The organism is Nocardia sp. NPDC051929 (assembly GCF_044548645.1).
GTDB classification, from domain to species: Bacteria; Actinomycetota; Actinomycetes; order Mycobacteriales; family Mycobacteriaceae; genus Nocardia; species Nocardia sichangensis.
Genome location: NZ_JBIUCG010000018.1, coordinates 108918 through 134311 on the forward strand (window position 1 = coordinate 108918; position 25394 = coordinate 134311).

Genomic DNA, 25394 nt, shown 5'->3' on the forward strand with positions numbered 1-25394 from the left:
ACGGAATTCGCAGAACGATTGCTTCGGGAATCCACTGCGGCCAGAATGGTGGGGCCGAGAACCGGCAACTTGGGGATTCGTCGGCACTCGTGGCCGACACGACTAAGTGGGGAAATACGATGAGAGTCAATAGATTCGCCGCAACCGCCCTACTCGCGGTCGGGGCCACCGGAATTGCGACGGGCGTCGCGCACGCCCAGCCCGCGACGCCCGCGCAGGTCAGTGTGCACGGTGTCGAGCAGGGCCTCGGTTTCACCTCGGCTCCAGCCGCCGACGGGACAGGGGTGGTCACCACCCTCGACGCGGGCACCTTCGCGTTGACGGCCGACGCCGCGGCGGTCGAGCTGCGGAGCGAAACGGGACAGGTCGTCGCGACGCTGCCGCTGGCGTTCCAGGCCTCCGGCGCGACCCACGGGCTGGCCCCCGCGATCACCGACGCGGGCCGCACCCTCACGGTGACACCGGTGGGTTCGCCCGCCACCACCGAGCGCCTCAACCAGTTCGTCGGTGAGGACGAGACGCTCGCCCGCAAGCAGTACAACGCCGGGATCGGCGCCCTCATCGGCGCGGGGATCGGCGCCGTGCTCGGCTTCTTCCTCGGCGGGGTCGGCGCGCTGGTCACCATCCCGATCGGCGCGGGCATCGGTGCGCTGATCGGTTTCTCCACGCCGTAGTCGGCCGGTTCGGTGTGCGGCCGCCGCAGGGCGACCGCACACCGATCGCCGGTCGAACCGCCGGGATTCCCTGGCGCGTGCGCTCGCGCGCCACTCGCCGAGGGGGACGCGGCGATCCGACCGTCGATGGTTGCCGTCCAGCCCCGTGGACCGCGAGCCAAAACCAAATGCCCGGCCGTGCGCTGGGGCATGATGGGATGGCACGGAGACGATCGGAGCGAGACACAGGATCCGCGAGATGGCACAGCGCAGTTCCCTCTCGCAGCGGCGCGCTGCACTGGAACAAGAGTGGTCCCGATGGATACCGGCCGGGACACCGCAGGGTGATTCCGCGCTGCGCAGCGAGGTGGCGCAATCATGGCTGCGGTCGCTGCGCACCGTCGATCCGTCCTGCGAGCACGCGCCAGTCGCCGACGCCGACGTGACCGCGCGCTGGGCCGCGTCTTCTTTGCGCACACCGGTATCCGAGTTGACCGATCAGTTGCGCGACATCACCGAGGGCGCGGGCTACGTCGCGGCGATCACCGACGAGACCGGAACCATCCTCTGGTCGCACGGTGGTCCGGTGATGCGCCGCCGCGCCGAACAGGTGAACTTCGCGCCGGGCGGTCGCTGGGACGAGGCGCACATGGGCACGAACGCGCTCTCGCTGGCGCTGCGCACCGAACAGCCGCACACGGTGTTCTCCGCCGAGCACCTGGTCGCCGCACTGCACGGCTGGGTCTGCTACTGCGCACCCATCCGTGGCGCGGACGGTCGCCAGCTCGGCGTACTCGACCTGTCCACCACCTGGGACCGCGCCCACCCGCTGGCCATGTCCACCGCCCGCACCCTGGTCACCGCCATCGAGACCAAGCTGCACCACCGGATGGCCGCGCCCGGGGTCCGACTGACCTGCCTCGGCGCGGCCCGCTTGATCCGGGACGGCGCACCCGTCCGGCTACGCCCGAGGCACCTGGAGCTACTGACGCTGTTGGCGCTCGAGCCCGAGGGCTTCACCCACGAACGCCTGCACTTCGCGGTGTACGGCGACCGGCCGGTCGGCACGAGCACGCTCAAATCGGAGATGTCCTATCTGCGTCGCGCCACCGGCGGAGACATCACCAGCCGGGTCTATCGTCTGGTGAGCCCCCTGTCCTGTGACGCCGTGGACGTGCTCGCGGCGCTCGAAGCGGGCGACACCGCGACGGCGGCCGAGTTGTATCGCGGCCCCTTGCTGCCGGATTCGGACACGCCGGGCATCGTGCAGTGGCGCGAGTACCTGGAAGTCGGTGTGCGCACCGCGGTGCTGTCCAGCGGAAACGTCGAGCACGCGCTGCGCTACGGGGAGCGCGCACCGCACGACATCGAGATCCACGAACACGCGTTGCGCTTGCTTCCCCGGGGCGACGGGCGCCGGGCGCTCGCGGTCGCCCGTTTGCACGGCGCGCTGCGCGACTGAGCTCGCGCGCCTCAACGTTTCGTCAACCCTCGCGGGGCATAGTGACCCGCATCACGGCCGACCCGCCGTGTGCATCACGTCCGCAACCAGCGAGGAGTCACCCGCCATGAGCTACGCGAAGCCGGGAACCGAGGGCAGCGTCGTCGAATTCGCCACGCGCTACGACAACTTCATCGGCGGTGAGTGGACCGCGCCGGTCGAAGGCCGCTACTTCGAGAACCCGTCGCCGGTGGACGGCCAGACGTTCTGCGAGGTCGCGCGGTCCTCGGCCGCCGACATCGACCTGGCCCTGGACGCCGCGCATCAGGCGGCCGACGCGTGGGGCGCGACGTCGACGACCGAACGGGCCAACATCCTCAACAAGATCGCCGACCGGATCGAGGACAACCTCGAGACGCTGGCGGTGGCCGAAACGTGGGAGAACGGCAAACCGGTACGGGAGACGCTGGCCGCCGACCTGCCGCTGGCGGTCGACCACTTCCGCTACTTCGCCGGGGCGGTCCGCGCCCAGGAAGGCGGGATCAGCGAAATCGACGCCGACACCATCGCCTACCACTTCCACGAGCCGCTCGGCGTCGTCGGCCAGATCATCCCCTGGAACTTCCCGATCCTCATGGCCACCTGGAAGCTCGCGCCCGCCCTCGCCGCGGGCAACGCGGTGGTGCTCAAGCCCGCCGAGCAGACCCCGGCCTCGATCCTGAAGGTCGTCGAACTGATCGCCGATCTGCTGCCGCCGGGAGTCCTCAACGTGGTCAACGGCTTCGGCGTCGAAGCGGGCAAGCCGCTGGCGGCCAGCCCGCGCGTGGCCAAGGTCGCCTTCACCGGCGAGACCACCACCGGCAGGCTGATCATGCAGTACGCCAGCGAGAACATCATCCCGGTCACGCTCGAACTGGGCGGCAAGAGTCCCAACATCTTCCTGCCCGACATCATGGCCGCCGACGACGCCTTCCTGGACAAGGCCGTGGAGGGCTTCGTGATGTTCGCGCTCAATCAGGGTGAGGTGTGCACTTGTCCGTCCCGCGCGCTGATCCACTCCTCGATCTACGACGAGTTCATCGCCCGGTGCATCGAGCGGACCAAAGCCATCCGCAGCGGCAATCCGCTCGACGAGGCCACCATGATCGGCGCGCAGGCCAGCAACGACCAGTTCGAGAAGATCCTGTCCTACATCGACATCGGCCGCCAGGAAGGCGCCGAGGTGCTCACCGGCGGCGGCCCGCGCAAGGTCGACGAGTTCCCCGGCGGCTTCTACGTCGAGCCCACGATCTTCTCCGGCCGCAACGACATGCGGATCTTCCAAGAAGAGATCTTCGGACCGGTCGTGTCGGTGACCACGTTCGACTCCGTGGACGAGGCGCTGAAGATCGCCAACGACACCCTCTACGGACTCGGCGCGGGTGTGTGGACCCGCGACATCAACGCCGCCTACCGCTTGGGCCGCCAGATCAAGGCGGGCCGGGTGTGGACCAACTGCTACCACGCCTACCCCGCGCACGCGGCCTTCGGCGGGTACAAGAAGTCCGGCATCGGACGCGAGAACCACCGCATGATGCTCGACCACTACCAGCAGACCAAGAACCTGCTGGTCAGCTACTCGCCGGACAAGCTCGGATTCTTCTGATGCCGCAGCCGGTCCGCCGCGTCGAGTTCACCGGACCCGCGGAAGCGCTGCTGCGCCGACTGATCGAACAGCACGGTCCGGTGATGTTCCATCAGTCCGGCGGCTGCTGCGACGGCAGCGCACCGATGTGCTACCCGCGCGGCGAGTTCCGGGTCGGCGGGTCGGACGTGCTGCTCGGGTATCCGGCGGCGGACACCCCGTTCTGGATGAGCGCCGACCAGTACGACTACTGGCGGCACACCCATCTCACCGTGGACGTGGTGCCCGGCCGAGGTAGCGGGTTCTCTCTCGAAGCGCCCGAAGGCGTGCGCTTCCTGATCCGCTCGCGGCTGCTCACCGACGAGGAACTCGCCGTACTCGAAGCCGAACCGCCACCCACCGGGGCGGATCTGTCCCACTGAGATCGGAGCACGGGCTGCTCACCGATGCTCCGGTGAGCAGCCCTTCCCGGTTCACAGGGCGGAAAAAAATTCCATGCGGGAATAGTCCGCAACCGGATACGGTCGTTCGAGGTGGTTAGACAGGCGAACGAGAGGGGCCGCGGGTGGCGACCGAGACCGCGACGGTGTCCGTGGGTTTCCGATCCGAGCGCGGTGCCATTCTCGGCTCGCTGATGCTGGCGACCGCGCTGGTCGCGCTCGACTCGACGGTCATCGCCACGGCGGTGCTCACCATCACCGACAGTCTCGGCGGCTTCGCGCAGTTCCCCTGGTTGTTCTCCATCTATCTGCTGGCGCAGGCGGTGACGGTGCCGATCTACGGCAAACTCGCCGACACCGTGGGCCGTAAACCGGTGATCCTGTTCGGCATCGCGATGTTCGCGCTGGGTTCGCTGCTGTGCGGCGTCGCGACCAGCATGCTCGGACTGATCGTCTTCCGCGCCGTCCAGGGTATCGGCGCGGGAGCGATCCAGCCGATGACGATGACGATCGCGGGCGACTTGTACACGCTGTCCGAGCGTGCCAAGGTCCAGGGCTATCTGGCCAGCGTGTGGGCCATGTCGAGTGTGGCGGGCCCGCTGCTGGGCGGCCTGTTCGCCGAGTACGTCAGCTGGCGCTGGATCTTCCTGATCAACCTTCCGCTCTCCGCGCTCGCCGGATGGATGCTGGTGCGTAATTTCGCCGAGAGCGCGCCCCGGCAGCGGCAGAGCGTCGACTATCTGGGCGCGGCACTGCTGACGTTCGGCGCGGGCGCGTTGATCCTCGGACTGCTCGAAGGCGGGCAAGCCTGGGCGTGGTCGTCTCCGTCGAGCATCGGGATCTTCGCGGGCGGCGCGGTCGTGCTCGTGCTGTTCGGGCTGGTGGAACGCGGAGCGCGGAATCCGATCCTGCCGCTGTGGGTGTTCACCCGGCGCGTCGTGATCGCGAGCAGCTTGGCGTCGGTGCTGGTCGGCGCCGTCGTGCTCGGCGCGACCTCCTATGTCCCCACCTTCACCCAGGGCGTGCTGGGCACCGGGGCGCTGGTCGCGGGTCTGACGGTGGGCGCACTCACGCTGGGGTGGCCGCTGGCCGCGTCCCAAGCGGGAAAGGTGTACCTGCGCTTCGGCTTTCGCACCACTGCCTTGATCGGTAGCGGATTGGCCGCCCTCGGCGCCACCAGCACGTTGTTCATCACGCAGCATTCCACCCTGTGGCAGGTCGCGGCGTCCTGCTTCGTGATCGGCACCGGGATGGGACTGGTCGCCACCCCCACCTTGATCGCCGCGCAGACCAGCGCCGAATGGACCGAGCGGGGTGTGGTCACCTCGGCCAACATGTTCGCACGCTCGATCGGCAGTGCGGTGGGCGTCGCGGTGTTCGGCGCCATCGTGAACTCGCGCGTCGGCCACACCGATCATCCGGAGCCCGCCACACTGGCCTCGGCGGTGCATCTGGTCTTCGTCACGATCGCGGCGATGGCCGTCGTCCTGCTCGTCGCCTCGGCCATGATGCCCCGGCGTTCGGCGAACGCCTGAGGCGAGACAGCGGGTTTTCGGAAGCGTTCGCACCGCGGCCGGCGCAAGCTGGCGTTCCAGCCGAACGAGATTCTGGAGGTCGCAGTGGCGCAGGCCGTATGCGTAATAGTCGGGGTGTTCTTCCTGGGTATGGGTAGCTACGCGCTCGCCGCGCCCGCCGCTCTGATTCAGCCGTTCGGCATCCGGCTCACCGAACCGAGCGCGCGCTACGAGGTGCGCGCCGTCTACGGCGGCTTCGGACTGGCGATGGCGGCCGTGCTCGCGGTGGCCGCCATCGACCTCGCAGGGCTGCGCGGCGGGATCATGGTCGCGATCGGCGCGGCACTGGCGGGCATGGCCCTCGGCCGGGTGCTCTCGGCCGTGCTCGATGAGCGAACCGCGTTCTATCCCACCTGGTTCTACGGCGCGGTGGAGGCGATCGGCGCCGCCGCGCTCTTCCTCGCCGTCTAGCGGAAACGGGCCGTCAGCTGGTGTGCGTAACGTCGGTCGGCGTGCTGGAACTGCCGAGTTTGCGCAGCACGAAGTATCCGGCCGACACCAGCACCGCCCACACCGCGCCGACGACGAGGGCCGTGCGCCCGCTGTCGGTGAACAACAGCAGCACGACCACCAAACCGAGGAACGCCAGCGCGAGCACGGTGGTGTAGGGCGCGGCGGGCAGCCGGTAGTCGCTGGCGGGCAGTTCGCCGCGGGCGACCTTGGCCCGGTAGAGCAGGTGACAGACCAGGATGACGCCCCAGACGAAGATGATGCCGATGGTCGACACCGAGGTGATGTAGGCGAAGGCCTTGTCCGGGGAGATGACATTGACGATCACGCCGATCACCATCGCCGCCGCCGACACGGAGATCCCCACATAAGGCACCGCGTTCGCGCTCAGTTTGTTCAGCCGGGCGGGCGCCTCGCCGTGCAGCGACAAGGTGCGCAGCATCCGGCCGGTGGAGTAGATCCCCGAGTTACACGACGACAGCGCCGCGGTGAGCAGCACGAAGTTGACGATGCCCGCCGCGCCCGGGATGCCGATCAGCTCGAAGACCTCCACGAACGGGCTCTTGCCCGCGTGGAAATTGCGCCAGCTGGACACCGACATGATCACAACGAGCGCACCGACATAGAACAGGCCGATCCGGAAGGGGAGCGTGTTGATCGCCTTGCGCAGAGTCTTGCGCGGCTCGCGCGCCTCCCCGGCGGTGACGCCGACCAACTCCACGCCGACGTAGGCGAACAGCACGATCTGCAAAACGAGCAGCGACTGACCGATGCCGTTGGGGAACACGCCCCCGTCGGCCCACAGATTGGTGACGGTGGGGTTCGTCGCGTGCCCGAAGCCGAACAGCAGCACGCCGATGCCGAGCAGGATCATGCCGACGATCGCGGTGACCTTGATGGTGGAGAACCAGAACTCGCCCTCGCCGAACAGCCGCACCGAGATCAGATTCGCGCAGAACATCACCGCGAGCACGACCAGCGCGGTGACCCACGGGGCGATGTCGAACCAGTACTCCACGTACTTGCCCGCCACGGTGATCTCGGCCATGCAGGTGGCCACCCACACCGCCCAGTACGACCAGCCGGTGACGAAGCCGGCGAAGCGGCCGAGGAACTCGTGCGCGTACTCGGCGAAACTCCCCGAGATCGGCCGGTAGGTCAGCAGTTCGCCGAGCGCCCGCATGATCACGAAGATGGCCAGGCCCGCCGCCAGGTAGGCCAGGATCAGGCCGGGCCCGGCCTGCTCGATCGCGCCGCCCGCGCCGTAGAACAGGCCCGTGCCGATCGCGCCGCCGATGGCGATCATCTGGATGGTGCGCGGGCTCAGGCCCCGGGCATAACCCTCCGAGTCGCCGGTGTCCGCCGGAACCGATGGTCCCGCGTCCTGGAGGTGACGGTCGGAGGCTGTCATACTGCGGTCCTTTCGCTGGGCAGCGATGCGACGATCCGGTCGCCGAACACGCGACGTCGGATCATCGCACGTCCGGTCCGGAGCACGTGGTCACGCTACCGCCCCGCCCGCGCGCGCGTCGTCTCCGGGCCGACCGCGGCGGTGGTGCGCGGTTACCGGACGGGCGTCCCGCATGCCATCATCGGATTCCCCGACGATGGGTTCCCGTCATGACCGAATCGCCGTCCCGGCGCACGCGAACGCGCCGCTACGCGCTCCGCACCGCCGTCGTCCTGCTCGCTGTCGTCGCAGTCTTGGCCGGCGCGGCGTTCGCGACGACCGCGGTCCTGCACATCCCGGCCCCGCCGACGCTGCTGCGACTGCTGACCGACCCGCCTTCGACACAGGGCGAACTGTTCGAGAGCCGCACGGTGGCCGCCTCCCCCACGCCGCGTCCGCTGCCGGTCGCACCGCGGCCGCTGCCCGACGGGGTGCCGTGGAAGGGCTCGCAGATCTCGGTCGCCGACTTCCTCGGCGCCACGCACACCAATTCGTTCCTCGTTCTGCGCGGCGGCGCTCTCACCCACGAGTGGTATCGCGACGGCGTCACGGCCACCACCCGCCAGTCCTCGTGGTCGGTAGCGAAGTCCGTCGTGTCACTGCTGACCGGCCGCGCCATCGCGGCGGGGCGGCTCAACGAAGACGACCGGCTGGTGCGAATCCTGCCCGAGCTGACCACCGGCGGCCCGTACGACACCGTGACCATCCGCGACTTGCTGGACATGGCCTCCGGCGTCGACGTCGACGAGAACTACAACAAGTACATGCCGCTGACCGGCACCGCCCGGATGTACCTCACCGAGGACCTCGCCGGGTTCGTCCGCGAGCATCAGGGCCTGCGGTTTCCGCCGGGCAGCGCGGGCGAGTACCGCAGCGTGGACACCCAGCTGCTGGGCATGGCGCTGGCGCGGGCCGAGGGCCTGCCACTGAGTGAACTGCTGGAACGCGACCTGTGGGCTCCGATCGGCGCCGAGGACGCCGCGCTGTGGAATCTCGATCGCGCGGGCGGTCAGGAGAAAGCGTTCTGCTGCCTGAACGCGACGGCCCGCGACTTCGCCAAGATAGGCCAGATCGTCTTGGACGGCGGGCGCGTCGGCGATGCGCAGATCGTGCCGCCGGCCTGGATCGAACGCATCCGCACCCCGGTCCACCGGGTGGGCGACTGGCCCTACGGCGCGCAGTGGTGGCACCCGACCGGTGGGGACGGCGCCGATCTCACCGCCGTCGGCGTCTACGGCCAGTACGTCTACGTCGACCCGCCCAGCGGCACCGTCATCGTCAAACTCAGCGACTACGGCACCACCCAGGACGAGCAGGAGACCATCGAGGTGTTCCGCGCGATCGCGCGCGGCTGAGCCGGCCGGCGAAATACACCGGGGACCCGCGACGTTGGCAGTGGAGATCGCCACTGTGAGGAGACCCATGATCGACGTCCCGCTGTCCGTACTGGATCTCGCGCCGGTGCAGTCCGGCCGCACCGTCGGCGAGGGGCTCGACGCGACCACCGAATTGGCCCGGCGCACCGAGGCTTTGGGCTACCACCGCTTCTGGGTCGCCGAGCATCATAATATGCCCGGCATCGCCAGTTCGGCGCCGAGCGTGCTGCTGGCCCACCTGGCCGCGGCCACCTCGACCATCCGCGTCGGCTCCGGCGGGGTGATGTTGCCCAACCACGCGCCGCTGGTCGTCGCCGAGCAGTTCGGCACCTTGCACGCGCTGCATCCCGGACGGATCGACCTGGGCATCGGACGCGCGCCGGGCACCGACCAGGCGACCGCACGGGCGCTGCGGCGGACCGCGGACGGACTGTCGGCGGAGTCGTTCCCCCAGGAACTGGCCGCGTTGCTGGGCTACTTCCGCGGGTCCGACCCCGGCGGGATCGCCGCCACGCCCGGGCGCGGTGAGGAACCGGAGGTCTGGCTGCTCGGCTCCAGCGGCTACAGCGCCCAGGTCGCGGCGCTGCTCGGGGTCCCGTTCGCCTTCGCACACCACATCGCCCCCGACAACACCGAGCCCGCGCTCGCGCTCTACCGCGAGCACTTCCGGCCTTCGGAGCGCCTGGAGCGCCCGCATGCGATGGTCGCGGTCGCGGCGATCTGCGCGGACACCGACGAGCGCGCCGAAATCCTGGCCGGCCCGCGCGACCTGGCCTTCCTGAACCTGGTGCGCGGCACACCGCAGGCACTGGCCACGCCGGAGGAAGCGGCCGCGTTCCGTCCGTCGGAACAGGAGCGCACGTTCATCCGGCAGCGCCGGGCCGGGCAGTTGCTCGGCTCCCCGGAGACGGTGCGCGGTCAGCTCGAGGATCTGCTGCGCCGCACCCAGGCCGACGAGCTGATGATCAACACGCTGGTCTACGACATCGACGACCGCGCCCGATCGTTCGAACTGCTCACCGAGAAGGTCGCGGCCTGAGGCGGGTCAGTGCAAGCGGAAGCCGTGGTTGGCCAGCGATTCCCGCAACCGATGCCTGCCGTTGAGTGCCGCCGCGGAGGCGAGCCGGGCCAGCACACGTTCGGTCCAGGAATGCGAGAGCCGTTGTTCGGCATAGAATTCCGCGATCCGGGTCTCGTACTCGGCCACGTGCACCCGCTGCGCGTCCAAGTCGTAGGTCTCCCGATGCAGGACGGCGTCCTGCGGCAGGCGCGGCTTCACCCGCGCGTCCTCGGCGGGATCCGGGTGACCGACCAGCAAGCCGAAGGCGGCGAAGACCTGCGGCGGCAATCCCAGCTCGGCGGCGACTTCCTCCGGCTTGTTGCGCAGCGCGCCGATGTAGACGGTGCCGAGCCCGAGCGATTCCGCCGCCACCACCGCGTTCTGCGCCGCGAGCGCGGCGTCGATGAATCCGACGTAGCTCGATTCCAGGTAGTCCGCACCCTCCAGCGGCGCGCTCCGGTCTTCGGCGAGCTGGCGCAGGCGCGCGAAATCGGCCGTCCAGACCAGCAGCACCGGCGCTTGCACGATGTGGGCCTGATCGCCCGCGAGCGCGGCCAGGCGCGCCTTGCGTTGCGGGTCACGCACCGCGATGACGCTCCAGACCTGCAGATTCGACGAGGTCGGCGCGGACTGCGCCGCGGAGATCAGCAGCCGCAGTGTGGCGTCCGGCACCGGGTCGGACAGGTAGCGGCGCACCGAGCGATGCTCGTGCAGCACCTGCAGGACCTGGTTCCACTGCGCGGGTTCGACCGGTTGCGGGTCGCGGTAGCGCTGTTGCACGGCGTGGGTCGGGGTCGGCACGGACTGCGTCATGGGCATCATCCTTTCGCCAGGACGGCGCGCCGTCAGCGGTTGGCCGCAGCCTGAGCGGAACACAGGTAGGGTAAGTAAGGCAATCCTAATTATTTATATCGGAGGTTCTCTTGGCACGTCCCCGCACCACCCTCACGGTGCAGCGCACCGAATGGCTCACCCCGCACTTGATCCGGGTGTACCTCGGCGGTCCCGGCTTCGCCGCGTTCCGTCCCAGCGAGTTCACCGACTCGTACGTGAAATTCATTTTCCCGCAGGACGGGAACGAGGTGCTGCGCACCTACACCGTCCGGTCCGTCGACCCCGTCGCCGGAGAGATCGCGGTCGACTTCGTCTACCACGGCGCGGAGGGCATCGCGGGACCGTGGGCTGCCGCGGTCCAGCCCGGCGAGACCATCGATTTCCATGGCCCCAACGGCGCCTACGCCCCGCGCCCGGACGCCGACTGGTATCTGCTGGCCGGTGACGAGGCGGCGCTGCCCGCCATCGCCGCCGCGCTCGAGGCGATGCCCGGCGAGGCGACGGGGCTGGCGTTCGTCGAAGTCGCCGGTCCGGACGACGAACTGCCGGTGAAGAAGCCGGACGGCATCGAGCTGACCTGGCTGCACCGCGGCGCGCGGCCCCCTGGCGAGGTGCTCGCCGAGACCGTTCGCTCCGCGCCGTGGACGCCGGGGCAGGTCCAGGTGTTCATCCACGGCGAAGCCGAAGCGGTCATGAAAGACCTGCGCCGCTACATCCGCAAGGATCGCGGCGTTTCCGCCGAGTGGGCGGCGTCGATCTCCGGATATTGGCGCCGCGGCCGCACCGAGGAGGGCTTCCGGGAGTGGAAGGCCGAACTGCGGGCGGTCGAGGGGGCCAACGGCTGAACCGTCAACTCAGCAGTCCGACGATGGTGGCGGACAGGAAGCTGACCAAGGTGGCGCCGTAGAGCAGGCGAAGCCCGTTGCGGGCGATGACGGTGCCTTGTTTCTCGCTGAGGCTGCGGACCGCGCCGGTGACGATGGCGATGGTGGAGAAGTTCGCGAACGACACCAGATAGGTGGAGACGATCGCGACGGTGTGGTCCGACAGTCCGGCGTGTTGCCGGTTCAGTTCCTGCATGGCGACCACTTCGTTGGACACCAGCTTGGTGCCCATGAACCGGCCCGCGGCCGCCGCCTCGTCCCACGGGATGCCGGTCAACCAGGCCAGCGGGGCGAAGACGTGGCCCATCAGGTCCTGGAACGTGGTGCCGTGGAACAGCGCCGCGAAGATTCCGTTGACCATGGCGAGCAAGGCGATGAATCCGATCAGCATGGCCGCGACGGTGAACGCGACCTTGAAGCCGACCAGGATGTATTCGGTGAGCATCTCGAAGAACGATTGCCGCTTACGGCTGTCGGCGATCTCCTCGCCGATCAGCCGGGCATCGTCGGCGGCGCCGACCTTGTAGGGGTTGATCAGCGAGCACACCACGAAGGCGCCCAGCATATTCAGCACGATGGCCGCGATCACGTACTTCGGGTCGATGAGCACCATATAGGCGCCGAGGATGCCCGCCGAGACCGTCGACATCGCCGAGGCCGCCAGGGTGTACATCCGCTGCGGCGGAATGTCGTCGAGCATGGCCCGCAGCGAGATGAACACCTCTGATTGGCCGAGGATGGCGGAGGCGACCGCGTTGAACGATTCGATCCTGCCGAAGCCGCTCACCCAGGCCAGCAGCAGGCCGAGGTACTTGATGATCAACGGCAGGACCCGCAGGTGTTGCAGGATGCCGATCAGCGCGGACACGAGCACGATCGGCATCAGCACCGCGAACAGGAACGCGGGCCCGCCGCTGCCGACGGCGGGCAGGTCGCCGAATACGAACGCGGTGCCCTGGGCGGCGTAGCCGAGGATGTGGGCGAAGGCGTCGCTGACCGCGCGGATCACCGTGCCTCCGATCCCGGTCTTCAGCAACAGGAAACCGAGCGCGAGTTGCACGATCAAAAGGACGGCGATCCGCGGCAGCCGAGCGGCGGCGGCGCGGCGGTCGGTACTGGGCAGCCAGGCCAGCAGCAGGAAGCACATCAGCCCGGCGAATCCGATCAGATGATGCACGCGCACCTCGGCTGCCGTGACGTACTTCGGCTTATGGGAGCACCTCTCATGTCGGTTTATGGTGCGGTGTCTCCACAGTTGAGAAGCTCGGCGCGGCTGTCGGCGCACCGGCCGCCGACCGGCCGCCCGGGACGATTCCGGGCGACCGGGCATGGTTCACCGGCCGCTACTGTCGCGGCGCGCGCAACGCCTCCTCCACGAACTGCGTGGTGTAGGTCTCGGACAGGTCGATCCGATCGCGCACGGGACGCACGTTCTTCGAGTACTTGCCGAGGATCTCCAGAACGTTCTGCGCGCCTTCGGGTTTCATCAACCCGTCGCCGTTGAACATGCCGATGGAATCGCGGATCGACTGGACGTAGAGGTCCTTGCCCGCGCTCGCGTACTGCGGCGGCATCTTCTCGGCGATCTCCTCGGGCGTGTGCGTCCGGATCCACTGCAGCGTCTGCACGAACGCGGCGGCGAGCTTGCGCACGATGTCCGGGTGGGCATCGATCGTCGCGCAGCTCATGTAGAGCGACGTCGCCGGATACAGCCCGCCGAGCGCGGCCCTGGTGCCCGCCTCGGTGCGCAGGTCGACGAGGACGCGCGCATCGCCGGAGTTCACCATCTGCGCCACCGTGGGATCGGTGGTCATGCCTGCGTCGATGCCGTCGTGGTTCATGCCCGCGATGAACGTCTGCCCCGCACCCACTTTCACCCGGGTGTAATCGGCGGTGCTCATCCCGGCCTGGCCGGTGAGCGCCTGGGTGAGGAAGTCGGTCGACGAGCCGAGCGAGGTCACGCCGAGCTTCTTGCCGCGCAGATCGGCGACCGAGGTGATGTCCGCGTCCGCCTTCGACACCAGTTCGACCTCACCGGGCACGTCGGACATCTGCACCACCGAGCGGATGCATTGGTCCTTGGCCTGCAGATCGATGGTGTGGTCGTAGAAGCCGACCACGCCCTGCACGTCGCCGGTGAGCAACGCCGTCTCGGCCGTGGCTCCGGACTGCTCGCCGAGCAGTTTCACGTCGATGTCGTTGCGCTCGAAGAAGCCGAGTTGCCGGGTCAGCACGGCGGGCAGGTAGATCACCTTCTCCAGCCCGCCCACCATGATGGTGATCTGCGGTCGGCCGTCGGCCGTCGGAATGGCGCGGGAGTCCCGGCATCCGGTGGCCGCCAACAGTGCCGCGATCACGACGGCGACGAGCGCGAGTTGCTTGCGATGCCTCATGGTCAGATCCCGTGGTTCGAGGTCGCCTGTGATGGCCGCCATTTCAGCAACCGGTTCTCCGCCATGCCGATCCCCCACTCGGCGATCAGCGCGGCCACGGTGACGATGATCATGCCCGCGTAGATGCCCGCCGAGTCGAAGGTGCCCTGCGCGTTGCTGATCAGCAGACCCAGGCCCTTGCTCGCGCCCGCGTACTCGCCCACCACCGCGCCGATCAGCGCGAAACCGAAGGCGGTGTGCAGGCTGGAGAGGATCCAAGTGGTCGCGCTCGGCAGCACGATCGACACCAGCACTTGCCTGCGGCTCGCGCCCAGGATACGGGCGTTGTCGATCACATTGCCGTCCACTTCCCGCGCACCGGTGAACGCGTTGAAGAACACCGCGAAGAACACCAGCACCACCACGGTCGCGACCTTCGAACTCAGGCCGAGACCGAACCAGATGATGAACAGCGACGCCAGCACGATGCGCGGAACCGCGTTGAGCGCCTTGATGAACGGCGCGAGCACCTCGGCCCAGTACCGGCTGCGGCCGAGCAGCACGCCCAGCACGACGCCGGCCACCGTGCCGATCACGAAACCGAGCACGGCCTCCTGCACGGTGGTGTAGATCTGCAGCCAGATCGAGCCGAATTGCGTCCCCTCGGTGAACCATTCGACCAACCGTGCCCAGATCAGCGACGGCTTCGAGTAGAAGAACGGATCGATCCACACCGTGGCGGTGAGCTCCCACGCACCCAGCCACAGCGCTACCAGCGCGACGCGTAGGCCCCAAGTCCGGATCCGGGCGCGCCGCGCGGCGGTACGCACCCGGGCCAGGATCTGTGCCTCGGTCTCGTTCTCCACCGCGGGCTCGTCGACGGCGTCCTGCACCAGCACGTCATGCGACACGGGAGGCTCCCTTCGCCCGAGCGGCCTCGACCTGATCGCGCAGGGTCTCCCAGATCTCCTTGTAGATGTCGCGGAACTCGGCGGTCAGCCGCACGTCCTCGACACTGCGCGGCCGTGTCAGGCCCACGGTGAAGTCTCCGCAGACGGTGGCCGGGCTCGCGGTCATCACGACCACCCGGTCGGCGAGCACGATCGCCTCCTCCAGATCGTGGGTGACGAAGACGACCGCCGCGTTGGTGCCCGCCCAGACGCGCAGCAATTCGTCCTGCATGAGCTGCCGGGTCTGCACGTCCAGCGCGCTGAACGGCTCGTCCATCAGCAGGATCTCCGGCTCGTTGACCAGTGTCTGTGCCAGCGCCACGCGCTTGCGCATGCCGCCGGACAACTGGTGCGGGTAGTAGCTCTCGAACCCGGCCAGACCGACCTTGCGCACCCATCCGGACGCCTTCGCCCGCGCCTCGGCCTTCGACGCGCCGCGCAGGCGCGGGCCGAGCGCGACGTTGTCCAGCACGCTCTTCCACGGCAGCACCGCGTCCTGCTGGAACATGTAGCCGATGCCTTCGGGGATGCCGTCGACGTCCTTGCCGCGTACCAGCGTTCGCCCGGCCGAGGCCGGTTCCAGCCCGGACACCAGCGACAACGTGGTGGACTTGCCGCATCCGGTGGGGCCGACGACGGCGACGAATTCGCCGGGGCGCACCGTGAGGTTCAGATTGCGCACGGCGGTGTGGATGCCACCGCCGGTGCCGGGGAAACGCTTGGTCGCGTTCCGCAGCTCGATGAGGGATTGCGTCATTGCTTCCTACTTCTGCGAGATCGGGTAGGGCGAACGTACGTGGCCCCGGTCACACGCCGGAGCTTGTGCGCACAACCGCCACAAACGCGGGATATGCGGGTTTTGCGCATTCTGCTCATGCGCGGCGCGCGGTGGTCTGCGCCTATGCTGCGGCCATGGCCACTGAGGGCGCGCGGGCCGTGCGGTTGCGGACCCAGGTTCTGCTGTCGCAGATCCTGGTCGTCGCGCTGACGCTCGGTGTCGCGTTCGCGGTGTTCGGCTATCTCAGTGATCAGCGGCTGCGCGACGCCTACGGTCAGCGCGCGCTCGCCGTCGCGCGCACCGTCGCCGCCGACCCGGTGGTGCGCGCCGAGGTGGCCAGGTACGCGCCGGGCGCGGTCGATCCGGGCGTGCGCCAGGAGCTGGCCACCGGCCCGCTGGAGCGGCTCGCGGTGGACGCGACCCAGCGCAACAACGCCCTGTTCGTGGTGATCACCGATGACGCGGGCATCCGCCTGGCGCATCCGGACGCCGCACGGCTCGCCGAGCACGTCAGCACCGATCCATCCGAGGCGCTCGCGGGCCGCGAGTCGATCACCGAGGAACGCGGCACGCTCGGCGACTCGGTGCGCGCGAAGGTCCCCGTCACGGCGCCCGGCTCCGATCGTGTGGTCGGCGCGGTCAGCGTCGGCATCGCCACCGACGCGGTGCACGAGCAACTGCTCGGCGACCTGCGCACAGCGGGCGGCCTGGTCGCGGTGGCGCTCGCGGTCGGCATCGCCGGATCGATCCTGCTCGCCCGCCGCTGGCGCGGGCTGACGCTCGGGCTGGAACCCGACGAGCTGGCCGAACTGGTCCGGGGGCAGGCCGCGGTGCTGCACGGCATCGGCGGCGGCGTGCTCGCCGTCGACGCGTCGTGGCGCACGACCTTCGTCAGCGACGAGGCGGCCAGGCTGCTCGGCATCGCGCCGGACATCGGGCGCCCGGTCGACGAGATCGGGCTCACCCCGCGAGTGCTGGAGGTGTTCCGCGACCTCGATCGGCAACCCGCCTCGGCGACGGTCGGTGCGAACGTCGTCATCGTCTCGGCGCGGCGAGTCAGCCGGGACGGCCGTGATCTCGGCGCGGTGCTCACCGTGCGCGACCGCACCGACGTGGAATCGCTGACCAGGCAGCTGGACGCGGTGCAGTCGATGAGCACGGTGCTGCGCGCGCAGCGCCACGAGTTCTCCAACAAGATGCACCTGGTCAGCGGGCTGCTGCACAGCGGGCATGTCGAGGAGGCCGCGCGGTCGGTCGACGAGCTGATCGGGGCGGGTCCGCTCGGTCCGGCGACGCCGGGCATCGATGCCATCCACGACACGTATCTACAGGCCTTCCTGGCCGCCAAGGCCGCGCACGCCAGGGAGAACGGGGTGGAACTCGTGCTCGGGCCCAACACCTGGGTCGAGGGCGATCTCGCCGATCCGGTGGACGTGACCACCGTGCTCGGCAATCTGCTGGACAACGCCATGGAGGCCGTGCGCGCTCGGGAGCGACCCGTGCGGCAGGTGGAAGTGGAACTGGTGCAAGAGGATTCGACGCTGCACATCACCGTCGCCGACAGCGGCGACGGTGTCGCGCCCGACCTGGTGGACACGCTGTTCACCGAAGGGATCTCGACCCGCGACGACCTCGGCGTCCCCGGTGGGCGCGGGGTGGGCCTCGCCCTGATCCGCCAGATCGTCCGCGCCCACGGCGGCGACGTGCGCCTGTCGAGTCCCGGCGGCGGCGAGCCGCCACTGACCGGCGCGGAGTTCATCGCACGCATCCCCGGGGTGCTCGCGCAGAGCGAGGTGTCATGGCCCCGCCGTCCCTGACCGTCCTGATCGTCGACGACGACTTCCGGGTGGCGAATCTGCACGCCGGGATCGTGCAGGCAATCCCGGGTTTCACGGTGGCGGGCACCGCCAATACCCTCGCCGCCGCGCGGGAACTCGTCGCGGCGCGGCCGATCGACCTGGCGCTGGTGGACGTCTACCTGCCCGACGGATCCGGTATCGATTTCGTCCGCGAGCTGCACTGCGACGCCATGGTGCTCACCGCGTCGACCGAGAGCGAGTCGGTGCGCGCCGCCGTCGCGGCAGGTGCGGTGTCCTACCTCGTCAAGCCCTTCCCGCATACCGAACTCGCCGCCCGGCTCGCCGCCTACGCCCGCTACCGGCGCATTCTCGCCGTGCCACAGGTCGACAACGCCCGGGTCGCCGCGGCGCTGCACGCGCTGCGTCCTTCGGTCACCGCGAGCCCGGCGGCGACCGTGGCCTCTCCCACCAAAGACGCTGTCCTGCAAGCAATTCTCGATGCGGGCACGCCCCTGTCCGCAGGAGAGGTAGCGAGCGCCATCGGCATCTCCAGGGCCACCGCCCAGCGCTATCTCGCCGCACTCGTCGCCGGCGGCGCGGTGCGCATGAGCCTGCGCTACGGCAGCACCGGGCGGCCCGAACAGGAGTACTCCGCCGCGCCGGAGCGTTGAGCCGACCGCGCGGGGCGGGAAGAACCGGCCCGCGCGCGGCCGGTCCGGCGGGTCGTCCCGAACCTCGCGCAGTGTCCACCGGCCACCATCGCCGCACGCGCCAGAACGTCGCAGGTCGACAGCCGGACCATCGGCGGCCGACATCCGCTCGACCGGCGCACGACGCGGCACCTACACGGCCGGGCCGATGCGTCTCCGTCTGCCGGACATACGATCCGATCGTCACCGGACCACCGGTTGCGGCAGCACAAGAGCGAACGGTCCGATCCACTTCGGTGGCACGCCGCTCGAGGTGGCGCTCCTCGGCCGACCAGCGCCTACGTGGTGAAGCCTGATGCGGTCTTCAGCGGCGGTAGCGTCGGGGTATGAGCATCATCGAGGTCGCCGTTGTCGGCTACGGCCTGGCCGGGTCGGTTTTTCACGCTCCGCTGATCGCCGCGCAACCGCGGATGCGGGTCGCTGCCGTGGTGACCTCCTCGGAGGAGCGTGCCGAGCGGGCGCGCGCCGAACACCCCGGTGTGCGTGTGGTGCCGCACGCCGAGGAGTTGTTCGCCACGCCGGACGGCATCGATCTGGCTGTGATCGCGACACCGAACCAGACGCACGCGCCGCTGGCCGGGCAGGCGCTGGAGGCCGGGCTGCCCGTCGTGGTCGACAAGCCGTTCGCGGTCGCGGTGGACGACGCCGAAGATCTCGTCCGGCGCGCGGAGCGGTCCGGCCTCGCGTTGTCGGTCTTCCAGAACCGGCGCTGGGACGGCGACTTCCGGACGGTGCGTGAACTCGTCGAGACCGGAAGACTGGGCCGGGTGCGGCGTTTCGAGTCCCGGTTCGAACGGTGGCGTCCGGTGCCGAAGGGCGGCTGGCGGGAGGTCGGCACGGACGAGGAGGGCGCGGGCATCCTGCTCGACCTCGGCAGCCACTTGGTGGACCAAGCCGTGACCCTGTTCGGCCCGGTGGCTTCGGTGTACTGCGAGCTGGACCGGCGGCGGGAAGGGATCACCACCGACGACGACGCGTTCGTCGCGCTCACCCACACCGGCGGTGTCCGCTCCCACCTCTGGATGAGCGCCGTCGCCGCGCAACTCGGCCCGCGTTTCCGGGTGCTCGGATCGGAAGCCGGGTATGTGACCTACGGGCTGGACCCGCAGGAGGAAGCACTCCGATCCGGTCGCCGCCCGGGAAACGATTCCCCTTGGGGCACAGTCGATGCCGAGCGCTGGGGCGTGCTGGGCGCGGAACCGGACTTCGCCCCTGTGCCGACCGCACCCGGCGCATACCCCGATTTCTACTCCGCCATGGCCGCCGCGCTGCTCGACGGCGCTCCGGTGCCCGTCGACCCGCGCGACGCCGTCACCACCCTGCGCCTGCTGACGAAAGCACGCGAGTCGGCGGCGCTGGGTGTGACCGTCACCGCTTGATCGGGGCTGGCCACCTTCGCCGCGACTCGATAACGTCGGTCCCCGGGATCGGCCGGTCCGGGCCGCCCTGTGAGAGGAGACCCGAATGGGTACAACGGTTTTCGCCGTGCTGCTGCCGTTGGCGCTGGCCTTGGTGATGTTCGGGCTCGGATTGACCTTGACGACCGACGATTTCGCGCGCGTGCTGCGGTATCCGAAAGCGGCGGTGATCGCGCTGGCGTGCCAGATGGTCCTGCTGCCCGCGGTGTGCCTCGGCCTGATCCGCCTGTTCGGACTGGAAGGCGCGCTCGCGGCGGGCATGCTGCTGCTCGCGGCGTCGCCGGGCGGAGCGTCGGCCAACCTGTTCAGTCACGTCGCCGGGGGGAACGTGGCGCTGAACATCACACTCACCGCGATCAATTCGGTGCTCGCGGTATTCACCCTGCCCGTGGTAGTGGCGCTGTCCTACGCCTTGTTCCTGGACGGCGAGGGTTCGGTCGGACTGCGGCCGGACAAATTCGCGCAGGTCTTCGCCATCGTGCTGGTGCCGGTCGCGATCGGCATGGTGGTGCACCGGCGGTTCCCGGAGTGGTCGCGGCGGATGCGCGGTGCGGTCAAGATCCTGTCCGTCGTGGTCCTCGCGCTGGTGATCGCGGCCGGAGTGGGCTCGAACCTGGACATCCTGACCGAGCACATCGGAGAGCTGTCCGCGATCTGCCTGACCTTCGCCGTGATCAGTCTGGCCGTGGGCTATTTCCTGCCCCGGCTGTTGCGGGTGGAAGCCGATCAGGCGATCGCATCGGCCATGGAGATCGGCGTGCACAACGCGGCGCTCGCGATCGCCGTCGCCGCTTCGGTATTGGACAACGACACCATGGCCGTTCCGGGCGCGGTGTACGGGGTTCTGATGAACATCCCGGCGGCGATCGCCGCGTATCTGCTGGCCAGGCGGGCGCGACGAGAGCAGCCCGCGCCCGCGCCGAGCATGGCGGGTTAGCCCGGGCAGTTCGCCGCGCGGACATGGGCGGTCCCGGTGGGTAGCCTCTCGGAGGGTCGACGCCACGAAGGGAGCCAGCTGCGCGATGCAACCGCTCGGCACGAACGATCCGGCCCGGATCGGGGACTATCGCCTGCTCGGCGTCCTCGGTGCGGGTGGTATGGGCCGGGTCTACCTCGGCCGGAACCCAGGAGGGCGCACCGTCGCGGTCAAAGTCATCCGCCCGGACATGATCGACGCCGAATTCCGGCAGCGCTTCCGGCGCGAGGTGGCCGCCGCGCGCCGGGTCGGCGGACAGTTCACCGCGCCGGTGCTCGACGCGGACGTCGACGCCGATCCCCCGTGGCTGGCCACCGGTTACGTGGCGGGATTCTCGCTGGCCGACGCGGTCGACCGGTACGGACCGTTCACCGAGAACGCGCTGCTCGTGCTGGCGCACGGGCTGATCGAGGCAGTGACCGCCGTCCACCGGGCCGGTGTGGTGCACCGCGACCTCAAACCGTCCAACGTTCTGCTGGCCCTCGACGGTCCCAAGGTGATCGATTTCGGCATCGCCCGCGCCGTCGACGACAGCAAGCTCACCACGACCGGAAAAGTCATCGGCTCACCGGGATTCATGTGCCCGGAGCAGGTGACCGGCGATCCGGTCGGCCCACCCGCGGACGTCTTCGCGCTGGGCGGCGTCCTGGTGTTCGCGGCGACCGGCCACGGACCGTTCGGCGTCGGCGAGACGGTGCAGATGCTGTGGCGGGTGGTGTACGAGCAGCCGCAGCTGGATGACGTGCCGGAGCGGCTGCGCCCGCTGGTGGCCGCCTGCCTGATCAAGGACGCCGCGGCTCGCCCGACTCCGGACGAGCTGTTCGCCCAGCTCACCGCACTGGGCATCCCCGACCGCGGCGGCTGGCTGCCCGCGCCGGTGCTCGAGGAGGTCGGCCGACGCGCGGTCGAGCTATTGGACCTGGACTCCGGCGCATTCGACCGCAGCCAGTTCTCCGCGCCCACGGATCGGGCGCGTACGGCCGACACCGTGGTCCGCCCCGCGCCACCTACCGATCCGCGGTACGCGCAGGGCGATCCCGGACGGTCGGCACACAGACCGACGCACTATCCCGGCTCGCCGCAGGCGGCCGCCACGTCCATGGGGCAACGGATTCAACCACCCGCGCAATACGATTCGCCCGGTGGTCCGGTCACCACCCCGGCACCTCGCGCACACAGTCCGAACCGCGTCCTGCTGGTCGCGGGAGCCCTCGTCGTCGGCATCGCGGTCGCCGTGGCGGCGTTCGTGGTCGGCGCGCAACTACGGCGCGATACCGCGAACTCGATCGCGCGGACCGCGACGCCGACCGACAGTGATTCTCCGACGTCCACCACCCGAGCCGGCGGCGACGCTCCGACGGCTACCGCCACGCAAGCCGGTGACGGGACGCCGACCAGCGCAGGCCCGTCGGGCACGAGCGTTCCGAACGCACTTGTCGGCGAATGGCAGGGTGTCGCGCGGGACATTCTGGGCAGCTACGACATCGTCGTGCGGATCAATCCTGGGAACGTCGGCGAGCAGGTCGGAGAATCGACCAATACCGGCAGATTCGCGCATCTGCAATGCGGCCGGTCCGAAACGCTCACGTCCGCAACGGCCAACGGTGTGGTGCTGACCGCCAGACTCACCAAGGATCCCGGCGGCTGCAACGATGACGGCGCGACGTCCCGGTTGAAGTTGCGACCTGACGGGACGCTCTCGTACCGAACCCAGGGTGTGGCAGGGGATATGACCGGCACCCTCAATCGCACCGGCTGAACGGCGCGGGCGACTGATTCAGGGGCGACGAGCGGCGCACCGGCCCTCCACGAGAGGACGCGGCGAGGCGAGCCGCACGCGTTCGGCTCCGACGTCCCAGCGTCGAACCCATGCCCCGAGCGCTGTCGTCCGCGGGCGGTTAAGGTGCGGCGGTGGAAAGAGCGGAATTCTTCGAGCGCGGCGCTTCCATCGCCGATCGTCTGACGACGACGCAAGCGCAGCCGCCGTGGTGGCTGGTGGTGGCGGCCGCGGTGGCGGCGCTCGTGCTGGTGGGTTACACCCCGATCTGGCGGTTGACCCGCAATATCGTCACCATCGCGCACGAAGGCGGGCACGCCCTGGTCGCCCTGCTGACCGGCCGCAAGCTCAACAGCATCCGACTGCATTCCGACACTTCGGGGCTCACCGTGTCGAGCGGGAAACCCTACGGCCTCGGGATGATCCTCACCACCATGGCCGGTTACCCCGCACCGCCGCTGCTCGGTCTCGGATTCGCCGCGCTGCTGGGCGCGAGCCGGATCACGCTGATGCTCTGGACCGCCATCGTTCTGCTCGCCGCGCTGCTGATCAAGATCAGGAACGTCTACGGCGCCATCACCGTGCTCGGCCTCGGCGCGGTGGTCTTCGTGGTCTCCTGGTTCGGCACCGACACGCTGCAAGCGGGGTTCGCCTACCTGGGGGCCTGGTTCCTGCTGTTCGCCGGGGCACGGCCGGTGCTGGAGCTGCAACGAAGCCGCTCCCGGCAGCAACGTGCCCGCTATCACGAGGTCGACTCCGACGCCGATCAACTCGCCAGGCTCACCCGGCTGCCCGGCCTGCTGTGGGTTTTCGTGTTCGGCGCGATCGCCGTGGGTGCGTTGTCGCTCGGCGCGTGGCTGCTCGTCTCCGCCATCGCCGAAGTCTGCCTGCCGGGCGCGCCCTCCGGGTCCTGCTTCGCCGCTCACTGATCGCGGCGCTGCGCGGTCCGGTCGGCTCGGTTAGGCTTCGAACTCGCCCTGTGCCAACGCCTCACCTACGGCGATGGCGCATCGCCGATGCGCACCCGCTTCGGCCGTCCGACGCAAGTTCGCGATTCACGACCTCCGGAGCCAGCATGGCGAGCCTCCTCGCGCGCACACCGATCAGCACTGCGCGACAACGATTTCCGATACTGGCCATGGCCGTCACCGCGCTGCTCGCCACGATTGCGCTCCATCCGGCCACAGGCCTCGCCGCGACGGCCGACACCGCCTGCGGCACACCGTTGACACCAGAGGAGACAGCCGCGATCGCGCGGCTGTCCGATACCGAGGCACCGGCTGGTTCCTCGTTGTGGCAGCTGGAGCAGGCCATCGACCGCCACCGGCAGATCACCGAAATCCTGGTCCGCCACCGCGACCTGCGCGGTGTGTTCGCCTTGGGGCTCGACGCGGTCGAGCAGGCCGCCGTCCTGCCGCTCCAGCGCGATCCCGCGTCGTTCGACGACCCCGAATGGGCGCACCGGATCAGTCTCGAGCTGCTGTCGCGTTTCCTGCGCGCGTTGCACGCGGAATTCACCGGCGCACCCGCCGAACCGCACTGGGCGCACTACTTCGAGCTGACCCGTCGCTGCGAGTTGCCCCCGGCCCGAGTGGCGATGGCCGGTTACGACGCGCATCTGACCGTCGACCTGTCCTATTCCGTCGCGGCGGTCGGCGGCACCGCCGCCAACGCGCGCGACTATTTCCGCATCGTCGACTCGATCGCCCAGCAGGGCGCGCTGATCGTCGACGAGACCAAGGCGTTCTACGGCGGTGACCTGGGACCGCTGTGGCGCTTCTACTTCGTCGGGGAGGGCTTGGACGCGGTGCTCGGCCGAGGCGTGGCGACCGGTCCGTTGCTCCGGCTGGCCGACGCGGGCGCCAACGTCGTCATCTTCGCGAACGGGATCGCCTTGCAGGACCCGGCGGCGGCACCCGCCGTCACCGCCGAGATCGACGCTTTGTGGCGCGGGCTCGATCTCGGTTTCGATCTCCTGTCCGGCCTCGGCGGCCTCTGACTACCTCTTCAGCGCCGCCACGGCGTCCCGGATCAGGTCCTCGGGCGGTCGTGTCGCGTCGAGGGTGTCGCCGCGCTCGTCGGCCGCGAGCCGCTCCAGCGTGGCCAGCTGGGAATCCAGCAGGCTCGGCGGCATGAAGTGCCCCCCGCGGCCCGCCATACGGCGCTCGAGTTCCTGCCGTGGCACGTCCAGATGCAGGAAGAACGCGTGGGGGGCCGAGACGCGAAGCCGGTCGCGATAGATCCGTTTCAGCGCGGAACACGTGACGACGGCTCCCTTCCCTGATCGCCCGGCCATCCAGGCGGCCAGGGCATCGAGCCACGGTGCGCGGTCGGCATCGTCCAGCGGCGTCCCCGCCGCCATTTTCGCGACGTTCGCGGGCGGGTGGAAATCGTCGCCGTCGGCGTACTCGACCCCCAATATGTCGGCCAAGCGGGTACCGACCGTCGTCTTTCCCGAACCCGACACCCCCATCACGACAATCATCGGCACATCGCGCACTCGAACCTTCTTCCCTGATGGTGACGGATCTTCGTGCGGCATTGTCATCCGCAACAACGTAGCGGCTGATTGCTTCGTCGGCCCGTGCAGTGACGATTCGCGCCGCCGCCGATACATTTCAAGGACCGAGACCGTGCGATGTCACGAACTTCCGTGAATTCGAATTCTGCTTCGTATCACGCCATTTCGTGAAAACGTGCGGACGACTGGATGGGAAGTACCGAATGTTTGCGACGACGCAAGGCACCGGCCTGGTCCGACATCCGAACCGCGACCGCGCGCTCGACCCACGGATGGTCGGCGGCGGAGGCGGTCGCTGAGGGACCGG

Annotated in this window: 23 protein-coding genes; 16 read left to right on the top strand and 7 right to left on the bottom strand. The window is 69.3% G+C overall.

The genetic code is table 11. The annotated features are described in order from the left end of the window. Positions 1-119 precede the first annotated feature (119 nt). The 6 genes from ACIHAX_RS24885 (at position 120) to ACIHAX_RS24910 (ending at position 6143) form a co-directional block, all read left to right on the top strand. The gene (locus ACIHAX_RS24885; protein ID WP_364433457.1) at positions 120-674 is read left to right on the top strand and encodes a hypothetical protein; all 555 of its coding nucleotides are present in this window, start codon (positions 120-122) and stop codon (positions 672-674) included. A gap of 238 nt (positions 675-912) precedes the next feature. Further along, positions 913-2115: a transcriptional regulator gene (locus ACIHAX_RS24890; RefSeq protein WP_397279821.1), complete on the top strand. Its 1203-nt coding sequence runs from the start codon at positions 913-915 to the stop codon at positions 2113-2115. 106 nt (positions 2116-2221) lie between these two features. After that, entirely contained in the window at positions 2222-3739 is a 1518-nt protein-coding gene (locus ACIHAX_RS24895; RefSeq protein WP_397279823.1) for an aldehyde dehydrogenase family protein, read from the top strand. After that, the gene (locus tag ACIHAX_RS24900; RefSeq protein ID WP_356965322.1) at positions 3739-4140 is read left to right on the top strand and encodes a DUF779 domain-containing protein; all 402 of its coding nucleotides are present in this window, start codon (positions 3739-3741) and stop codon (positions 4138-4140) included. The genes ACIHAX_RS24895 and ACIHAX_RS24900 overlap by 1 nt, the downstream gene beginning before the upstream one ends. 143 nt (positions 4141-4283) lie before the next feature. After that, positions 4284-5693, top strand: coding sequence for an MDR family MFS transporter (locus ACIHAX_RS24905; RefSeq protein WP_355076351.1), 1410 nt, complete (start codon positions 4284-4286; stop codon positions 5691-5693). Positions 5694-5777: 84 nt separating this feature from the next. Continuing rightward, positions 5778-6143: a DUF4345 family protein gene (locus ACIHAX_RS24910; RefSeq protein WP_356965325.1), complete on the top strand. Its 366-nt coding sequence runs from the start codon at positions 5778-5780 to the stop codon at positions 6141-6143. Between the two features lie 13 nt (positions 6144-6156). Here the strand turns inward: ACIHAX_RS24910 and ACIHAX_RS24915 are convergent, their stop codons facing one another. Further along, on the bottom strand, positions 6157-7593 hold the full coding sequence (locus ACIHAX_RS24915) for an amino acid permease (RefSeq protein ID WP_355076354.1): 1437 nt from the start codon (positions 7591-7593) through the stop codon (positions 6157-6159). Between the two features lie 209 nt (positions 7594-7802). Here ACIHAX_RS24915 and ACIHAX_RS24920 point away from each other — a divergent pair, with 209 nt between their 5' ends. After that, the gene (locus ACIHAX_RS24920; protein ID WP_364433472.1) at positions 7803-8987 is read left to right on the top strand and encodes a serine hydrolase; all 1185 of its coding nucleotides are present in this window, start codon (positions 7803-7805) and stop codon (positions 8985-8987) included. 67 nt (positions 8988-9054) lie between these two features. Beyond that, a complete protein-coding gene (locus ACIHAX_RS24925) occupies positions 9055-10047 on the top strand; it encodes an LLM class flavin-dependent oxidoreductase (RefSeq protein ID WP_356965329.1) in 993 nt (330 codons plus the stop codon). Between the two features lie 6 nt (positions 10048-10053). Here the strand turns inward: ACIHAX_RS24925 and ACIHAX_RS24930 are convergent, their stop codons facing one another. After that, complete coding sequence (locus ACIHAX_RS24930; protein WP_397279827.1) at positions 10054-10881, bottom strand: NADPH-dependent oxidoreductase; 828 nt, start codon at positions 10879-10881, stop codon at positions 10054-10056. 110 nt (positions 10882-10991) lie between these two features. On the opposite strand from ACIHAX_RS24930, the gene ACIHAX_RS24935 reads away from it, so the two are divergent. Beyond that, positions 10992-11747 carry a siderophore-interacting protein gene (locus ACIHAX_RS24935; protein ID WP_355076359.1) on the top strand — a complete coding sequence of 252 codons (756 nt, stop codon included), beginning with the start codon at positions 10992-10994 and terminating at the stop codon, positions 11745-11747. A 4-nt stretch (positions 11748-11751) separates the two neighbouring features. Here ACIHAX_RS24935 and ACIHAX_RS24940 read toward each other — a convergent pair whose 3' ends face one another. The 4 genes from ACIHAX_RS24940 to ACIHAX_RS24955 all read right to left on the bottom strand — a co-directional run bounded on the left by ACIHAX_RS24940 (position 11752) and on the right by ACIHAX_RS24955 (position 15865). Beyond that, the gene (locus tag ACIHAX_RS24940; protein ID WP_364433478.1) at positions 11752-12963 is read right to left on the bottom strand and encodes a nucleoside transporter C-terminal domain-containing protein; all 1212 of its coding nucleotides are present in this window, start codon (positions 12961-12963) and stop codon (positions 11752-11754) included. Between the two features lie 166 nt (positions 12964-13129). After that, a complete protein-coding gene (locus ACIHAX_RS24945; RefSeq protein WP_356965335.1) occupies positions 13130-14179 on the bottom strand; it encodes an ABC transporter substrate-binding protein in 1050 nt (349 codons plus the stop codon). Positions 14180-14181: 2 nt separating this feature from the next. Further along, complete coding sequence (locus ACIHAX_RS24950; RefSeq protein ID WP_356965336.1) at positions 14182-15069, bottom strand: ABC transporter permease; 888 nt, start codon at positions 15067-15069, stop codon at positions 14182-14184. Then, complete coding sequence (locus ACIHAX_RS24955; RefSeq protein WP_355076366.1) at positions 15059-15865, bottom strand: ABC transporter ATP-binding protein; 807 nt, start codon at positions 15863-15865, stop codon at positions 15059-15061. The genes ACIHAX_RS24950 and ACIHAX_RS24955 overlap by 11 nt, the downstream gene beginning before the upstream one ends. A 155-nt stretch (positions 15866-16020) precedes the next feature. On the opposite strand from ACIHAX_RS24955, the gene ACIHAX_RS24960 reads away from it, so the two are divergent. From ACIHAX_RS24960 to ACIHAX_RS24990, 7 genes are all read left to right on the top strand, one after another. Beyond that, positions 16021-17703 (top strand): sensor histidine kinase, encoded by a 1683-nt coding sequence (locus ACIHAX_RS24960; protein WP_356965338.1) that lies wholly within the window; start codon positions 16021-16023, stop codon positions 17701-17703. Then, positions 17685-18356, top strand: coding sequence for a response regulator (locus ACIHAX_RS24965; protein WP_397279831.1), 672 nt, complete (start codon positions 17685-17687; stop codon positions 18354-18356). The genes ACIHAX_RS24960 and ACIHAX_RS24965 overlap by 19 nt, the downstream gene beginning before the upstream one ends. Before the next feature lie 365 nt (positions 18357-18721). Continuing rightward, positions 18722-19774, top strand: coding sequence for a Gfo/Idh/MocA family oxidoreductase (locus ACIHAX_RS24970; protein WP_364433492.1), 1053 nt, complete (start codon positions 18722-18724; stop codon positions 19772-19774). An 85-nt stretch (positions 19775-19859) separates the two neighbouring features. After that, complete coding sequence (locus ACIHAX_RS24975) at positions 19860-20750, top strand: bile acid:sodium symporter family protein (RefSeq protein WP_364433495.1); 891 nt, start codon at positions 19860-19862, stop codon at positions 20748-20750. Between the two features lie 85 nt (positions 20751-20835). Further along, positions 20836-22548, top strand: a complete 1713-nt coding sequence (locus ACIHAX_RS24980) for a protein kinase (protein ID WP_397279834.1) — start codon at positions 20836-20838, stop codon at positions 22546-22548. A gap of 152 nt (positions 22549-22700) precedes the next feature. Next, complete coding sequence (locus tag ACIHAX_RS24985) at positions 22701-23495, top strand: M50 family metallopeptidase (RefSeq protein ID WP_355076378.1); 795 nt, start codon at positions 22701-22703, stop codon at positions 23493-23495. Positions 23496-23641: 146 nt separating this feature from the next. After that, a complete protein-coding gene (locus ACIHAX_RS24990) occupies positions 23642-24565 on the top strand; it encodes a DUF5995 family protein (RefSeq protein ID WP_397279837.1) in 924 nt (307 codons plus the stop codon). Here ACIHAX_RS24990 and ACIHAX_RS24995 read toward each other — a convergent pair whose 3' ends face one another. After that, positions 24566-25108 (bottom strand): gluconokinase, encoded by a 543-nt coding sequence (locus tag ACIHAX_RS24995; RefSeq protein ID WP_397279929.1) that lies wholly within the window; start codon positions 25106-25108, stop codon positions 24566-24568. It lies immediately after the preceding gene. Positions 25109-25394 lie beyond the last annotated feature (286 nt).

Bases quoted from the DNA above. Each gene is read 5' to 3' on its own strand.
- ACIHAX_RS24885 (WP_364433457.1), top strand. From the start codon at position 120: ATGAGAGTCAATAGATTCGCCGCAACCGCCCTACTCGCGGTCGGGGCC.
- ACIHAX_RS24890 (WP_397279821.1), top strand. From the start codon at position 913: ATGGCACAGCGCAGTTCCCTCTCGCAGCGGCGCGCTGCACTGGAACAA.
- ACIHAX_RS24895 (WP_397279823.1), top strand. From the start codon at position 2,222: ATGAGCTACGCGAAGCCGGGAACCGAGGGCAGCGTCGTCGAATTCGCC.
- ACIHAX_RS24900 (WP_356965322.1), top strand. From the start codon at position 3,739: ATGCCGCAGCCGGTCCGCCGCGTCGAGTTCACCGGACCCGCGGAAGCG.
- ACIHAX_RS24915 (WP_355076354.1), bottom strand. From the start codon at position 7,593: ATGACAGCCTCCGACCGTCACCTCCAGGACGCGGGACCATCGGTTCCG.
- ACIHAX_RS24920 (WP_364433472.1), top strand. From the start codon at position 7,803: ATGACCGAATCGCCGTCCCGGCGCACGCGAACGCGCCGCTACGCGCTC.
- ACIHAX_RS24925 (WP_356965329.1), top strand. From the start codon at position 9,055: ATGATCGACGTCCCGCTGTCCGTACTGGATCTCGCGCCGGTGCAGTCC.
- ACIHAX_RS24930 (WP_397279827.1), bottom strand. From the start codon at position 10,881: ATGACGCAGTCCGTGCCGACCCCGACCCACGCCGTGCAACAGCGCTAC.
- ACIHAX_RS24945 (WP_356965335.1), bottom strand. From the start codon at position 14,179: ATGAGGCATCGCAAGCAACTCGCGCTCGTCGCCGTCGTGATCGCGGCA.
- ACIHAX_RS24955 (WP_355076366.1), bottom strand. From the start codon at position 15,865: ATGACGCAATCCCTCATCGAGCTGCGGAACGCGACCAAGCGTTTCCCC.
- ACIHAX_RS24960 (WP_356965338.1), top strand. From the start codon at position 16,021: ATGGCCACTGAGGGCGCGCGGGCCGTGCGGTTGCGGACCCAGGTTCTG.
- ACIHAX_RS24965 (WP_397279831.1), top strand. From the start codon at position 17,685: ATGGCCCCGCCGTCCCTGACCGTCCTGATCGTCGACGACGACTTCCGG.
- ACIHAX_RS24970 (WP_364433492.1), top strand. From the start codon at position 18,722: ATGAGCATCATCGAGGTCGCCGTTGTCGGCTACGGCCTGGCCGGGTCG.
- ACIHAX_RS24975 (WP_364433495.1), top strand. From the start codon at position 19,860: ATGGGTACAACGGTTTTCGCCGTGCTGCTGCCGTTGGCGCTGGCCTTG.
- ACIHAX_RS24980 (WP_397279834.1), top strand. From the start codon at position 20,836: ATGCAACCGCTCGGCACGAACGATCCGGCCCGGATCGGGGACTATCGC.
- ACIHAX_RS24990 (WP_397279837.1), top strand. From the start codon at position 23,642: ATGGCGAGCCTCCTCGCGCGCACACCGATCAGCACTGCGCGACAACGA.
- ACIHAX_RS24995 (WP_397279929.1), bottom strand. From the start codon at position 25,108: ATGCCGCACGAAGATCCGTCACCATCAGGGAAGAAGGTTCGAGTGCGC.